The 14,615-nt window shown below is 66.3% G+C and carries 14 protein-coding genes and 1 tRNA gene; 10 read left to right on the plus strand and 5 right to left on the minus strand.

Annotation, left to right across the window (positions count from 1 at the left end):
* Window positions 1–3 precede the first annotated feature (3 nt).
* The 6 genes from narJ (at window position 4) to AC3FJ6_RS00705 (ending at window position 6,246) form a co-directional block, all read left to right on the plus strand.
* Entirely contained in the window at window positions 4–690 is a 687-nt protein-coding gene (gene narJ / locus AC3FJ6_RS00680; RefSeq protein WP_488770339.1) for a nitrate reductase molybdenum cofactor assembly chaperone, read from the plus strand.
* A 15-nt stretch (window positions 691–705) separates the two neighbouring features.
* Window positions 706–1,389 (plus strand): respiratory nitrate reductase subunit gamma, encoded by a 684-nt coding sequence (gene narI, locus AC3FJ6_RS00685; RefSeq protein WP_487523674.1) that lies wholly within the window; start codon window positions 706–708, stop codon window positions 1,387–1,389.
* 9 nt (window positions 1,390–1,398) lie between these two features.
* Window positions 1,399–2,118: a carbonic anhydrase gene (locus tag AC3FJ6_RS00690; protein ID WP_488770340.1), complete on the plus strand. Its 720-nt coding sequence runs from the start codon at window positions 1,399–1,401 to the stop codon at window positions 2,116–2,118.
* Window positions 2,119–2,152: 34 nt separating this feature from the next.
* Complete coding sequence (locus tag AC3FJ6_RS00695) at window positions 2,153–3,331, plus strand: NAD(P)H-dependent flavin oxidoreductase (RefSeq protein ID WP_488770341.1); 1,179 nt, start codon at window positions 2,153–2,155, stop codon at window positions 3,329–3,331.
* Window positions 3,332–3,481: 150 nt separating this feature from the next.
* Window positions 3,482–5,569, plus strand: coding sequence for a type IV pili methyl-accepting chemotaxis transducer N-terminal domain-containing protein (locus AC3FJ6_RS00700; RefSeq protein ID WP_488770342.1), 2,088 nt, complete (start codon window positions 3,482–3,484; stop codon window positions 5,567–5,569).
* A gap of 11 nt (window positions 5,570–5,580) precedes the next feature.
* A complete protein-coding gene (locus tag AC3FJ6_RS00705) occupies window positions 5,581–6,246 on the plus strand; it encodes a response regulator (RefSeq protein WP_153945261.1) in 666 nt (221 codons plus the stop codon).
* Window positions 6,247–6,264: 18 nt separating this feature from the next.
* On the opposite strand, the gene rpiA is transcribed toward AC3FJ6_RS00705, so the two are convergent.
* Complete coding sequence (rpiA, locus tag AC3FJ6_RS00710) at window positions 6,265–6,951, minus strand: ribose-5-phosphate isomerase RpiA (RefSeq protein WP_488770343.1); 687 nt, start codon at window positions 6,949–6,951, stop codon at window positions 6,265–6,267.
* A 196-nt stretch (window positions 6,952–7,147) separates the two neighbouring features.
* Between rpiA and tal the strand changes: the two genes are divergently transcribed.
* Window positions 7,148–8,104 (plus strand): transaldolase, encoded by a 957-nt coding sequence (gene tal, locus AC3FJ6_RS00715; RefSeq protein WP_488770344.1) that lies wholly within the window; start codon window positions 7,148–7,150, stop codon window positions 8,102–8,104.
* A gap of 105 nt (window positions 8,105–8,209) precedes the next feature.
* Here tal and AC3FJ6_RS00720 read toward each other — a convergent pair whose 3' ends face one another.
* The 3 genes from AC3FJ6_RS00720 to rnr are packed head-to-tail and all read right to left on the minus strand — an operon-like array spanning window position 8,210 to window position 12,359.
* On the minus strand, window positions 8,210–8,953 hold the full coding sequence (locus AC3FJ6_RS00720; RefSeq protein WP_488770345.1) for an SIR2 family NAD-dependent protein deacylase: 744 nt from the start codon (window positions 8,951–8,953) through the stop codon (window positions 8,210–8,212).
* Window position 8,954: 1 nt separating this feature from the next.
* A complete protein-coding gene (gene rlmB / locus AC3FJ6_RS00725) occupies window positions 8,955–9,692 on the minus strand; it encodes a 23S rRNA (guanosine(2251)-2'-O)-methyltransferase RlmB (protein ID WP_092594522.1) in 738 nt (245 codons plus the stop codon).
* Between the two features lie 45 nt (window positions 9,693–9,737).
* Complete coding sequence (gene rnr / locus AC3FJ6_RS00730) at window positions 9,738–12,359, minus strand: ribonuclease R (RefSeq protein ID WP_488770346.1); 2,622 nt, start codon at window positions 12,357–12,359, stop codon at window positions 9,738–9,740.
* 69 nt (window positions 12,360–12,428) lie between these two features.
* Between rnr and AC3FJ6_RS00735 the strand changes: the two genes are divergently transcribed.
* From AC3FJ6_RS00735 to AC3FJ6_RS00745, 3 genes are all read left to right on the plus strand, one after another.
* Window positions 12,429–12,515 (plus strand) — tRNA-Leu (locus AC3FJ6_RS00735).
* A gap of 291 nt (window positions 12,516–12,806) precedes the next feature.
* The gene (locus AC3FJ6_RS00740; RefSeq protein WP_153945266.1) at window positions 12,807–13,241 is read left to right on the plus strand and encodes an Rrf2 family transcriptional regulator; all 435 of its coding nucleotides are present in this window, start codon (window positions 12,807–12,809) and stop codon (window positions 13,239–13,241) included.
* 63 nt (window positions 13,242–13,304) lie between these two features.
* Entirely contained in the window at window positions 13,305–13,916 is a 612-nt protein-coding gene (locus AC3FJ6_RS00745) for an NAD(P)-dependent oxidoreductase (RefSeq protein WP_488770347.1), read from the plus strand.
* Between the two features lie 60 nt (window positions 13,917–13,976).
* Here AC3FJ6_RS00745 and AC3FJ6_RS00750 read toward each other — a convergent pair whose 3' ends face one another.
* Window positions 13,977–14,546 (minus strand): phosphoribosyltransferase, encoded by a 570-nt coding sequence (locus AC3FJ6_RS00750; RefSeq protein ID WP_153945268.1) that lies wholly within the window; start codon window positions 14,544–14,546, stop codon window positions 13,977–13,979.
* Window positions 14,547–14,615 lie beyond the last annotated feature (69 nt).

Consider the following 14,615-nt stretch of genomic DNA (forward strand, 5'->3'; position numbering starts at 1 on the left):
GCCATGACTATTCATCGAGTGCTGAGCGCCATGCTCAGTTATCCGGACCAGGCACTGGTCGACGGCATGGCCGAGATCGACCTGGCCCTGGCCGAATGGCCGCAGGCGCGCGACATGCTGGCGCCGCTGACCGAAATGCTGCGCCGCGAACCACTGATCCGGCTGCAGGAAAACTACGTGGCCACGTTCGACCGCAATCCGGCCCATTCGCTGCACCTGTTCGAGCATGTGCACGGCGAAAGCCGCGATCGCGGCCAGGCGATGGTGGACCTGCTGCAGGAATACCGGCGCGACGGCTTCGACCTGACCACCTCCGAACTGCCGGACTATGTCCCGCTGTTTCTGGAATACCTGGGCGCCCTGGCCATGGACGGCAAGCCAGAACGTGCCGGGCAGCTGCTGGGCGACGCCATCCACGTGCTGGCCGCCATCGGCGACCGCCTGGCCCGCAGCGAAAGCCCCTATGCCGCCGCATTCCGGACGCTGCGCACGCTGACCGACGTGCAGCCGCAGCCACAGGAAGAACCGCCCGTGCGCGACATGGACGAGGCCATGGAAACATTCGGCCCCGGCGCGGACGGCGTGGAGCCGCTGCTGGCCCGCAAGCCCGACGTCGAGACGGTGCGCTTCTACAAGCGGGACGCCGCGCCCGCCGCGCGCGGCAAGCCGTCAGCCATCCACCCCAGCTAACCGAGCACCCTCACCATGACTCTGGTCCATCAATTCCTGTTCGGGATCTACCCGTATATCGCCGCCGCCATCTTTCTGTTCGGCAGCCTGGCGCGCTTCGAGCGCGAGCAGTACACATGGAAATCGGACAGCTCGCAGATGCTTTACCGCGGCAACCTGCGCACGGGCAACATCCTGTTCCATGTCGGCATCCTCGGCCTGTTCTTCGGCCATCTGGCGGGCCTGCTCACGCCGGTGGCGGTGTGGGACGCGCTGGGTGTCTCGCACAGCCTCAAGCAGGCCGTGGCCATGACGGCCGGCGGCGTCATGGGCACCATGTGCCTGGCCGGGCTGCTGATCCTGCTGCACCGCCGCCTGACCAACGCCCGCGTGTCGGCCGTCACCCGTACGGGTGACAAGGTGCTGCTGCTCTGGCTGCTGGTCACGCTGCTGCTGGGTCTGTCCACCATCTTCGCGTCGGCCAGCCACATGGACGGCCACATGATGGTGCAGCTGATGACCTGGGCCCAGCACATCGTCACGCTGCGCGGGGATGCCGCCAGCTACGTGGCCGACGCACCGCTGGTCTTCAAGGCGCATCTGTTCATGGGCATCTCGCTGTTCGCGATCTTCCCGTTCACCCGGCTGGTGCATGTGTGGAGCGGCTTTGCGTCAGTGGGCTATCTCGGGCGCGCCTGGCAGCTGGTGCGCAGCCGGTAAGGCATCGCCATGCATACGATCGAGCGCCTCCTGAAAGGGTTCGAACGTTTCCAGCAGCATTACTTCGAGGATGCGCCGGCGCTGTTCGATGCGCTGCGCGCCGGACAGCATCCTCAGACTCTGCTGATTGGATGCAGCGATTCGCGCGTGGACCCCGGACTGCTGCTCGGCAGCGATCCGGGCGATCTCTTCACTGTCAGAAATGTGGCAAATCTGGTGCCGCCATGTAGCGAAAGGGAGACTGGACGGCTCCACGGGGTATCGGCGGCCATCCAATTTGCGGTAGAGCAACTGCGCGTCGCCAGAATTATTGTCATGGGTCATAGCGGATGCGGCGGAATTCGCGCATTGTTGGCGCGGCCCGAGGCTGAGGGCGACGCGGCACCGGCGCGTGCCGGCCCGGATTTCATTGGTCCCTGGGTGCGCATTGCGGCACCCGCCCGCCAGATGGTGGAGCAGACCATGCCAGACGCAAGCGCCGAGCAACGTCAGCATGCCTGTGAACAGGCATCGATCCTGGTGTCGCTGCGCAACCTCGAGTCGTTCCCGTTCGTGCGCGCCGCGTGCGAGCGTGGCGAACTGACATTGCATGGCTGGTATTTCGATATTGCCGCCGGCGCGCTGCTCGCTTATTCCGACCGCGCCGACAGCTTCCTGCCGCTGGTTTGCCCGCTGCCCGACGCCCCCGTACGCGATGTCCGTAACACAGTCACCGCCGTTTGCCCCTGATGCAAAACAGCAAAACACTATCCGGAATGGACTCATGACAGAACACTGGCTGAAACTCGCTGGAAGGCGACTGCTGCCGCTCGTCCAGGGCGGCATGGGCATCGGCATCTCCGCCCATCGACTGGCGGGCACCGTGGCCGCCAACAACGGCGTCGGCACCATTGCCAGCATCGACCTGCGCCACCATCACGAAGACCTGATGGCCCAGACGCGCGGGACCCATGACAAGGACAAGATCGAGGCGGCGAACCGTGTGGCGCTCGATCGCGAAATCCGGTCCGCGCGCGCGCTGTCGGGCGGCCGCGGCCTGATCGCCGTCAACGTGATGAAGGCCGTGGGTTCCCACGCCCAGCTGGTGCGGCAAGCCTGCGAAAGCGGCGCCGACGCCATCGTCATGGGCGCCGGGCTGCCGCTCGATCTGCCCGAACTGGCCGCCGACCATCCGAAGGTCGCCCTGATCCCGATCCTGTCCGAAACGCGTGGCATTGGCCTGGTGCTGCGCCGATGGATGAAAAAGGGCCGCCTGCCCGACGCCATCGTGATCGAGCATCCCGCGCACGCCGGCGGCCATCTTGGCGCCGCCACCATCGAGGATCTTGGCAACGATCGATTTTCGTTCGCCCGCGTGCTGACCGAATGCCGCGAACTGTTCCAGACACTGGGGCTGGCCTGGGACAGCATCCCGCTGATCCTGGCTGGCGGCATCAATTCCCACGAGAAGGTGCGCCACTGGCTGGGCGAAGGCGCGTCGGCCGTGCAACTGGGCACCGCATTCGCCGTGACCGAGGAATGCGATGCCCATCCCGACTTCAAGCAGGTGCTGGCCACCGCCACGCCGGACACCCTGCGCGAATTCACCAGCGTGGCCGGGCTTCCGGCGCGAGCCGTGCTGACACCGTGGCTATCGCGCTATCTGTCGAGCGAAAGCCGGCTGCAGCGTCGCGCCAAGCCGCGAGACTGCCTGGAGGGCTTCGACTGCCTGCAGGCATGCGGACTGCGGGATGGCGTGGCCAAGATCGGCCAATTCTGCATCGACCTGAAACTTGCGCAAGCCGTGCGCGGCGATGTGGAACGCGGCCTGTTCTTCCGTGGCAAGGGCAAACTGCCATTTGGCGAAACCATCCGCCCCGTGGCCGAGCTGATGCACTACCTGCTGACTGGCGAAAAGCCCGCCGCGCTGGCCCGGGCGCCGGTCACCGCTGCTGCGGCGTGACGATAAACGGCCTTTCCTCGGCCACGCCACAATCGGCCCACGAATGACACATTTCTTGATCTGGCGCAGAAATCACCTGCCCCATCACGCCGAAAATCGGATCCAAGGTTGCGCACGCCCCCCGCCCGCCTCTTGTGCCAACCCGATCCCATGCCAGCCCCCACGACTCCAACGCCCCTAGACAACCCCACGGCAGCCTCTGCTTCGGCTGCCGCCACGCCGCATCCGCTGCCGGAGACCGGCCACGTCCCCGACACCGTCCGGCTTACGCCGCCACGCTACCGGTTGTCCACGCGCATCATCCTGCTATCGCTGGTGTCGCTGCTGGCCGTGCTGACGATGATCGCCGGCACGCTCTACCTGTCCTGGAAGCTCGAAGGCGCGGGCGCCGCCATCAATGACGCCGGCAGCCTGCGCATGCGCGCCAATCGTGTCGCCATCGAGCTGTCGTTGTCGGCATCGGGCAAACCCAACAGCCTGGCCGAGCAGATCACCACGCTCGACAACACGCTGGCCCAGTTGCGCAAGGGCAATCCGGCCCGCCCGCTGTTCCTGCCCGACGAACCCGCCATCCATGCACAGCTTGACGCCGTGCTGGCCGACTGGTCGCAGCAGCTCAAGCCGCTGGCGCTGGCCGGCAACGCCAGCCAGTACGTCCGGGCGCTGCCGGGATTTGTCAATCGGGCTGACCGGCTGGTCCGTCAGATCGAGAACAACAGCGCACGCAAGACCGACATGCTGCGCCTGTCGCAAGTCGGCCTGGCCGTCATGGCCTGCGTGGGCACCGTGGCCGTCATCTATCTGCTCTACCTCTGGATCATCCTGCCTGTGCTGCGTCTGCAGGATGGCCTGCGCCGCATGGCCGCCCGCGAATTTTCGCTGCGCCTGCCGGTGGAAACCCGCGACGAATTCGGCACGCTGACCTCGGGCTTCAACCGGATGGCTGCCGAATTGCAGGATCTCTACCAGGACCTGGCCGCGCGGGTGACCAGCAAGACGGCGGAACTGGCCCGCCAGAATCGCGACCTCGAGGCGCTCTACGACATGGCCGCCTTCCTGAATCAGGCTGGCGATTCCGAAACCCTGGCGCAGGGCTTCCTGGCGCGCGTGATGCCGCAGTTCGGTGCCGATGGCGGGTCGGTGCGCGTGTACGACGCCCGCCAGGGCAAGCTCCATCGGCTGGCATCGGCGGGCTTGTCGATGACGTTGGCCGACAACGATCACTGCGCGAACATCGATGCGTGCCACTGCGGGCATGCCACGCAAGCCGGCATTGTCACGGTGGCAGACCTGCGCCGTTCCATGCCCCCGGCGCAGGTCCCGACGCCTCCGGCGCTGCCCTCGCCTTGCCGCCGCGAAGGCTTCCTGTCGATGGCCGCGTTCCGGCTGGACACCCTGCGCGGGCCGGTCGGCACGCTGACGCTGCACTTCCGGGTGGCGCGCGAACTGCCGCCATCGGACCGGCAGTTGCTGGAAACGATGGCCCAGCATCTGGCCACTGCGCTGGAACACATCCGCCTGTCGGCCAGTGCGCGCCAGCTGGCCGTCGTGGAGGAACGCCACCTCGTGGCCCAGGGGCTGCACGACAGCATTGCGCAGGGGCTGAATTTTCTGAATCTGCAGGTGCAGTTGCTGGAAGACGCCGTGGACCGGCGTGCCGATGGCGAAGTGCAGGAAATCATCCCGCTGCTGCGCCATGGTGTGGAAGAGAGCTACCAGGACGTGCGCGAGCTGCTGCACAACTTCCGGTCGCGGCTGACCACCGGGGGCCTGCGCCCCGCCGTGGAAGAAACCGTGGCGCGCTTCCGGCGCCAATGCCGCACCGACGCCACGCTGACCATCGACGACAAGGGCCTGCCGTTGCAGCCCGAAGACCAGCTGCAGCTGCTGTTCATCCTGCAGGAAGCATTGTCGAACGTGCGCAAGCACGCCATGGCCGAACACGTGACGATCTCGATCCGGCACGACCGGCTGTTCCGGCTGGTGGTGCAGGACGATGGCGACGGATTCGACGCCGGCCGGCTGGACGAACACGACGCCAGCCACATCGGCCTGCACATCATGCGCGAGCGCGCGGCCAGGCTTGGCGCGCAGCTTGCCATCGACGCCCGCCCGGGGCTTGGCGTCCGGATCGAACTGACCCTGCCGCGCGACGTTGCGCCCGACGGCCGCCCCGCCCCAACCGCCCACCTGCCGGACGCTGCACCGGCCACCACACCGGCCAGCATACCGGCCTGAGGCCCATCATCATGACCATCCGCATCCTGTTGATCGACGACCATACGCTGTTCCGCTCGGGCATTCGCGCCCTGCTGCAGCGGCAAGCGGATTTCGAGATCGTCGACGAGGCGGCCGACGGCGTGGAGGGCATCAAGCGCGCCAAGCAGCATCGGCCCGACGTGATCCTGCTGGACCTGAACATGCCCGGGCTGTCCGGACTCGAAGCCCTGCATCTGCTGGTGGAAGACCTGCCCGACAGCGCCGTGGTCGTACTGACCGTGTCGGAAGAGGCGGACGAGCTGGCAACCGCCCTGCGCAGCGGCGCGCGCGGCTATCTGCTCAAGAACATCGAGACCGAAGCCCTGACCAGCGCCATCCGGCGGGCGGCGGCCGGCGAACCGGTGATCTCGGAAGGCATGACGGCGAAGCTGGTGCAGCAGTTTCGCGCGCCGAACATCGCGTCCGGCGCGGCACGCGGCCACGAGGGTAGCCAGCGGAGCGCCCCGCTCACCGTGCGCGAGCGCGACATCGTGCAGGGGCTGGTGCGCGGCGAAAGCAACAAGGAAATCGCGCGCGAGCTTGGCGTGGCGGAAAGCACCGTGAAGATTCACGTGCAGAACATCCTGAAGAAGCTCAACCTCGCCAGCCGCGTGCAGGTGGCGGTCTACGCCGTCGAGCATGGGCTCGCGGGCTGACCGCCGGCGCGACCCGGCTCAGTAGTCGGTGCGCTGCACGCCCTGCTCGGTGCCCAGCAGCAGCACGTTGGCACCGCGCAGCGCGAACAGGCCCACCGTCACCACGCCGGGCAGATGGTTGATGCGCTGCTCCAGGGCTTTCGGATCTTCGATCTTCAGCCCGGCCACATCGAGGATCACATTGCCGTTGTCGGTCTTGTAGATGCCGCCTTCCTTGGTCATGCGCAGGCGCGGCTGGCCGCCGAGCGCGGCCAGCTGGCGGGCGACCGCGGCGCGTGCCATCGGGATCACCTCGACCGGCAGCGGGAAGGAGCCCATGACCGGCACCAGCTTGCTGCCATCGGCGATGCAGACGAAGCGCTCGGCCACGGACGCCACGATCTTCTCGCGCGTCAGCGCGCCGCCACCGCCCTTGATCATCGCGCCCGAGGCGTCGATCTCGTCGGCGCCGTCAACATAGACGGGGATGGTGTCGACCTCGTTGAGGTCCAGCACGGTGAAACCATGCTGCTGCAGACGGCGCGTGGACGCTTCCGAGCTGGAAACGGCGCCGCTGAAACGTTCCTTGAACGCCGCGACGGCGTCGATGAAGAGATTGGCGGTGGAGCCCGTGCCCACGCCGAGAACGGCACCTTGGGGCACTTCCTGCTTCACATAGTCGGCGGCGGCTTGCGCGACCTGCGCCTTGAGTTCATCCTGAGTCATGACAACAGCCAGAATTGCGTTGGGAAGGGCGTAGTGTAGCGGATCGCAGCCCCCGCCCGGCGATTGCCGCCCCGGTGCCGAGCTTGTGCGCCGCGGCTTCTGCGGGCTACATGACCTTGCCGCATCACGCCGCGCCGTTACAATGGCCCATTCCCGGCGAGCTCCGCCCCAGACTTCTTTCAGACGGAACCAGATCATGAACGCGCTCGAACAACTGAAGCAGTTCACCACGGTAGTGGCCGATACCGGCGACTTCCAGCTGATGAAGCAGTACACGCCGCAGGACGCGACCACCAATCCGTCGCTGATCCTCAAGGCCGTGCAGAAGCCCGAGTACCGGCCGCTGCTGGAGCAGGCCACGCGCGACCATCACGGGAGCGCTGGCGTGGAGGCCGTCATGGACCAGTTGCTGATCGCCTTCGGCTGCGAGATCCTGGCCATCGTGCCTGGCCGGGTATCGACGGAAGTCGACGCGCGCCTGTCGTTCGACACGCAGGCCACCGTCGACAAGGCGCGGCACCTGATCGGCCTGTACGAGCAGCGCGGCGTGGCCCGCGAGCGCGTGCTGATCAAGATCGCCTCGACCTGGGAAGGCATCCAGGCCGCCGCCGTCCTGCAGCGCGAGGGCATCCGCTGCAACATGACGCTGCTGTTCTCGCTGGTACAGGCCGTCGCCTGCGCCGAAGCGGGCGCCCAGCTGATCTCGCCGTTCGTCGGGCGCATTCTGGACTGGTACAAGAAGCAGGCGGGCGACCAGTGGGACGCCGACGCCAACGCGGGCGACAACGACCCGGGCGTGCGCTCGGTGCGCCAGATCTACGATTACTACAAGAAGTTCGGCTACGACACCGAGGTGATGGGTGCCAGCTTCCGCGGCACGGGCCAGATCCTGGCGTTGGCGGGCTCCGACCTGCTGACCATCAGCCCGGAACTGCTGGAGCAACTGGCGGGCAGCCAGGCCCCGGTGGAGCGCAAGCTGTCGGTGGAGCAGGCCCAGGCCGGCAACATCGCACGCATCGCCGCCGACGAGCCAGCGTTCCGCTGGCAGCTGAACGAGGATGCGATGGCCACCGAGAAGTTGTCGGAAGGCATCCGCCTGTTCGCTGCGGACGCGGTGAAGCTCGAAAAGCTCGTGGCGGAACTTGCGGGCTGAGCGCGCCCGCCTTCCGGACTCGCCTGCCCCGCCTGCATTGGCGGGCAAGGCGGGCACCGGGATCACCGGGATCACCGGGATCACCGGGATAAGGCGGTCAGGCGATCAGGCCGCGCCTTGCGGCCACAGCATCGGCAGACACTGCCCTGCGGGCGCGGACAGCACCAGGTCTGCCGTGGCATCCAGGGCCGACGGTTGCGGATTGACCATCAGCACCCGGGCCCCGTGTTCCTTCGCCAGGCCCGGCAGCGCGGCCGCCGGATAGACCATCCCCGAGGTGCCGACGACCAGGCAGAGGTCGCAGTGCTGCGCCGCGTGATCGGCGCGAAAGCGCGCCACGCGCGGCAGATCCTCGCCAAACCACACCACGCCGGGGCGCATCATCGCCCCGCACAGCGCGCAATGTGGCGGCTCGCCCGGCACCGGCGGCACCGTATCGCAGCGGCCGCAGCCGTCCAGCCATTTGTTGGCGAACAGGTTGCCGTGCAATTCCACCACGTGTTCGCTGCCGGCCTGCTGATGCAGGCCGTCGATATTCTGCGTGACCAGCGTCAACGATTTCTGGCCGGCCAGTGCCGCCAGCGCGTAGTGGGCGGGATTCGGCCGGGCGGCCGACACCAGTTCGCGCCGGTGCTCGTACCACTGCCACACCAGCGCCGGCTGGCGCCGAAAGGCTTCCTCCGTGGCCAGCTCCTCGGGATCGAAGCGCGCCCAGAGCCCGGTCAGGGCATCGCGGAAGGTCGGCACGCCGGATTCCGCCGAGATCCCCGCGCCGGTCAGCACGAAGATGTTTTGCGCGGCGTCGATCCACTGGCGTGCCTGCTCCAGCGCGGCGGCATCGAGGATCATGTCAGCCCCGGCGCTGGCGCACGGCCTCGTACAGGCACACGCCGCTGGCTACCGAAACATTGAGGCTTTCCACGCCGCCGGCCATCGGAATGGCCACCAGCTCGTCACAGGTTTCGCGCGTCAGGCGGCGCATGCCCTCACCTTCGGCCCCCATCACGATGGCGGTCGGGCCCTTCAGGTCCATGTCGTAGAGCGACTTGTCCGTGCCGTCTGCCGTGCCGATCACCCAGATGCCGCGCTCCTGCAGTTCGCGCAGCGTGCGCGCCAGGTTGGTCACGGTGATATAGGGAATGGTTTCGGCAGCGCCACTGGCCACCTTCGCCACGGTGGTATTGAGACCGACGCTGCGGTCCTTCGGCGCGATGACCGCATGGGCGCCGGCACCATCGGCCACGCGCAGGCATGCGCCGAGGTTGTGCGGATCGGTCACGCCGTCCAGCACCAGCAGCAGCGGCGTACCTTCGATGCCGTCCAGCAGTTCGTCCAGATTGAGGGCGAGCGAGACATCCTCGGCGCGCGCCACCACACCCTGGTGGCGGTCGGTGCCGGCCATGCCGCGCAGGCGGTCGGCATCCACGGGATGCAGCGTCACGCCAAGGCCTTCCGCCAGCCGGACGAAGTCCAGCATGCGGCGGTCCTTGCGGTTCGCTTCGATGTAGATGTCGGAAACGCTCTGCGCATTCTGGCGCAGGCGTGCGTTGACGGCGTGAAAGCCGATCAGGAGTTTGTGTTTGGCCATGGCGCGCATTGTACCCGCCATGGCCTCACCACAACGCCGATTTGCTTACCGCTTGCGCGCGGGGCGGCTCGTTTTGCCGGCCGGCTTCGGCGCCCGCTTGGCCGCGGACTTCTTGGCCGTTTGCAGGTGCGGCGGCTTGGGCTTGGCCGCCCGCTTGGACGGCTTGCCCGCCGGCGCCTTGCGGCCCGAATGCGGCGCATGTCCGACATTCGCCTCACGCGGCTTGACCGGCGTGATCACGGCCTCGAACACAGGCTGCTCTTCGATCACGCGGTCCAGCGTTTCATCGAACGATTCCTCGGGCTTCGAGGTGCCGCCGAGCAAGGCCGCCAGTTGCCGGCCCTTCTTGCGCGCCGGCACCGCATGGGCGGCAGGCACGCGCGGCTGCTCGGGGACGCCGGCACGACCGCGCAGCGTCTTGGCCGACGGCTCCTGCACCAGGCGGAAATCGATCTTGCGCGCATCGAGGTCCACGCGCGAGACCTGCACGCGCACGCGGTCGGTCAGCCGGTAGCGGATGCCCGTCCGTTCGCCGCGCAGTTCGTTGCGGGCCTCGTCGTACTGGAAGTAGTCGCTGCCCAGCTCGGTGACGTGCACCAGCCCTTCCACGTAGAGCTCGTCGAGCTGCACGAAGATGCCGAACGACGTGACCGCACTGATCGTCCCGGCGAAATCGCTGCCGAGCTTGTCGCGCATGAAATAGCACTTCAGCCAGGCTTCCACGTCGCGCGAGGCCTCGTCGGCCCGGCGTTCGTTGGCCGAGCAGTGCAGGCCCAGTTCGTCCCAGATGCCCTCGTCGCGCTTGGCGCGGGCGGCGGCGTTCTCGGCACGCTTCTCGGCGTCGGCGGCCTGCATGCGGCGCGCCTTGGGCGAGATCTGCGTGTTCAGTTCAGTGCCCGGGATAAAGGCCGGCCGGTACTTGGTATGCGCCAGGATGGCCTTGATCGAGCGATGCACGAGCAGATCGGGATAGCGCCGGATCGGGCTCGTGAAGTGCGCGTAGGCCTCGTAGGCCAGACCGAAGTGGCCGATGTTGTCGGGGCTGTAGACGGCCTGCTGCATCGAGCGCAGCAACATCGTCTGCAGCATCGGCGCATCGGGGCGCGACTTGATCTTGTCCATCACCTCGGCGTAATCCGAAGCCTGCGGCTTGTCGCCGCCGCCCAGGGACAGACCCGCCGTCCTCAGGAATTCACGCAGGTTCTTGAGCTTTTCCTCGCTCGGGCCCGCGTGGATCCGGTACAGCGCCGGGTGCTTGAAGCGTTCGAGGAAGTCGGCCGCGCAGACGTTGGCCGTCAGCATGCATTCCTCGATCAGCCGATGCGCATCGTTGCGGGTGCGCGGCAGGATCTGTTCGATCTTGCCCTGCGCGTTGCAGACGATATACGTCTCGGTCGTGTCGAAGTCGATTGCCCCGCGCTCGCGGCGCGCCTTGAGCAGGACCTGGAACAGTTCGTAGAGGTTCTGCAGGTGCGGCACCAGCCCGGCACGCTTGTGCGCCTCGGGGCCCTTGGTGTTCGACAGGACGGCCCAGACCTCGTTATAGGTCAGTCGCGCCGCCGAGTGCATCACGGCCGGATAGAACTGGTAGCCCTTCAACTCGCCCTTGGCCGTGATCACGGCATCGCAGACCATGCACAGGCGGTCGACGTTCGGATTCAGCGAGCACAGGCCGTTCGACAGCTTCTCCGGCAGCATCGGGATCACCCGGCGCGGGAAGTACACCGACGTGGCGCGGTCGAGCGCATCGGCGTCCAGCGGCGTGCCGGGGCGCACGTAGTGAGACACGTCGGCAATGGCCACGATCAGGCGCCAGCCCTTGGCGCGGCCGATCTTGACCGGCTCGCAGTAAACGGCATCGTCAAAGTCGCGCGCATCTTCGCCGTCGATCGTCACCAGCGGCACGTCGCGCAGGTCGATGCGATGGTCCAGGTCGGCCTGGCGCACTTCGTCAGGCAGCGCCTGCGCTTCCTTGGCGGCAGCCGCCGAGAACTCGTGCGGCACGCCGTACTTGCGCACGGCGATCTCGATTTCCATGCCAGGATCGTCGATGTCGCCCAGCACTTCCACCACGCGGCCCACGGGCTGCACGTAGCGGTCCGGCCACTCCATCAGCTCCACGCTGACCACCTGGCCCACGCGCGCCTTGCCTTGCGACTTGGGCGGGATCAGGATGTCCTGGCCGATGCGCTTGTCTTCGGGCGCCACCACCAGCACGCCGTTTTCGGACAGCAGACGGCCGATCACGAAACGGTTGGCCCGCTCGACGATCTCGACGATCTGCCCTTCCGGACGTCCGCGGCGGTCGTAGCCCACCACGCGCACCTGGGCGCGGTCGTTGTGCATCGCCTTCTGCAGTTCGCGCTCGGGCAGGAAGATATCGTCCTCGCCATCGTCGCGAATCAGGAAGCCAAAGCCATCGCGATGGCCCTGTACGCGGCCGACGACGAAATTCGGTTGATGGGCCAGCTCGTAGCGGCCCTTGCGGTTCAGTTCGATCTGGCCGTCGCGTTCCATCGCGGCAAGCCGTTTCTGAAAGCCGTCATGCTCCTTGCGCGTGACGGCCAGGGCCTTGGCGATATCGCCGGCCGACAGGGGCGACCCCGAAGTTCTCAGTACGCCGAGGATTTCTTCCCGGCTGGGGATCGGATAGTTGTTCTGATTCAATTTTTCTCGAAACTATTTGACAAACGTTTGACGGTCGCTATAATGGCCGCTTCGGTTGTTTCGACACCTGCCCAGGTGGCGGAATTGGTAGACGCACTAGGTTCAGGTCCTAGCGGTGGCAACACTGTGGAGGTTCGAGTCCTCTCCTGGGCACCAAGATTCAGCAAGGAACCCGCAACGTGAGTTGCGGGTTTTTTGTTTTCTGCTGCTGAATCCTTCAAATTCCCTCCCTCTTGCCTCGTTAGCCTTGTCGGCCTTGTTGCCGCGTCCATGGCTCTTTTCTGACTTTGAGCCGTGGATGAGTGTATCAGTTTCAGTGCCGATTCCGGCATTATCTCGCCATCTTCGCAACTTCCATCGCGAAAAATACAGCAGCCCCACCATTCAATCTGGTTGTTGACGGTTGGTTGATCTGTAACTATGATAGTTTCACATCGAGATTTCCGCATGAGCACCAGCAGCCGGTTTGCCGTCGCCGTCCACATTCTCACCCTGCTGGCGCAAGCCGAGGGGCCGGTGCCGTCGTCGATGATCGCCGGCAGCGTGGGAACCAACCCCGCGCTGATCCGCCGGATGATCGGCACACTGACCGAAGCAGGGTTCGTGACCACGACGATGGGCAGCACCGGCGGTGCGATGCTGGCGCGGCCCGCGTCGGACATCACCCTGCTCGACGTCTTCCGCGCCACCGAGACGACGGCGCTGATCACGCTGCACCAGAGCGCGCCAAATCCGGCCTGCATGGTGGGCCGCGAGATCACCGGTGCCCTGCAGACCGTGGCCGATCGCGCGCAGGCCGCCATGGATGCGTCGCTGGCGGAAATCACGATTGCCAGCATGCTCAACGAGGTCGAGCATGCCGCCCGGCGCCGCAGGCGCTGATTTTTTTACCTCGATATGTAACCGAAGTGGTTTCACATAAACCTTAGCCTGAAGGAATCCATCATGAAGATCGCCATCATTGGCGCCACGGGTAACGTGGGCAGCCGCCTGACCGATGAAGCCCTGCGCCGCGGCCACACCGTGACCGCCCTGGCCCGCCAGGCGTCGAAACTCCCCGCCCGGGAAGGCGTGACGGCACGTGACGTGGACGTGGCCGAGACATCGGCCCTGGCCCATGCGCTGCGCGGCAGCGATGTCGTGATCAGCACGGTGCGCTTCCTGCAGACCAGCGCCGCGCAGATCGTGGCCGCGGTCAAGGCCGCTGGCGTCGAGCGGCTGCTGGTGGTAGGCGGCGCAGGCAGCCTTTTCGTGGCGCCCGGCGTGCAACTCGTCGATACGCCAAATTTCCCGGACGCCTACAAGGCCGAGGCTCTGGCTGGCCGCGACTTCCTCAATGCCCTGCGTGGCGAAACGGCGCTGGCGTGGACCTTCCTCTCGCCCTCGGCCCTGTTCACGCCGGGTGAGCGAACCGGGAAATTCCGTCTGGGGAACGACGATCTGCTTACCGCCGCCGACGGCAAGAGCTGGATCTCGATGGAAGACTATGCCATCGCCATGCTCGACGAAATCGAGCAGCCGAAGCATGTGCGGGAACGGTTCACGGTCGGGTACTGATCGCCGACCCGTGTTGGACGCCCCACACCCGCGTTCGGGTGTGGGGAACAAACGAAACGCTTACGCGGCGCTATCGTCTTCCAGCAGGCTGGCGCGCTTGCCGCGCTTGAGCCAAGCCGCCAGATTGTGCGGGCGCAGCGTGTCGTATTCCTCGAACGGCTGATGGATCCACGGATTCGACGGCAGGAACGTCACGTGATAGTCGGGCTCCACCTTCGAGCAGGCCTTGTACCAGAGCACGGCCGAGCGCACATCGGTGACCGCGGGATAGCGTTCCTTCAGATGACGGCCCACGCGTTCCAGCGTGACGCCGGAATCGACCAGGTCATCCACGAGCAGGATCTTGCCCGACAGCTCGCCACGGGTCATCGTGATGTATTGCGCGATGTCCAGGTCGCCTTGCTGCGTGCCAGCGGCTTCGCGGTACGAACTCGTGGCCAGGATGGCCAGCGGCACATCGAAAATGCGGGACATCTGGTCGCCCACGCGCAGGCCGCCGCGGGCCAGGCACAGGATCTTGTCGAACTTCCAGCCCGACTCATGCACATTCAGCGCCAGGCGCGCGACCAGGCGGTGATACTCATCCCAGGAGACCCACAGGTTCTCCTCGTCATTGGTTGGCAGGTTCATGGCGTATTTTCTTCAATTGGCCGGATCATTGGCCAGTGGATAAAGCATCGGCCCGCATGTCGCGGGCCG

This window comes from Cupriavidus sp. 94F1, from assembly GCF_057798875.1.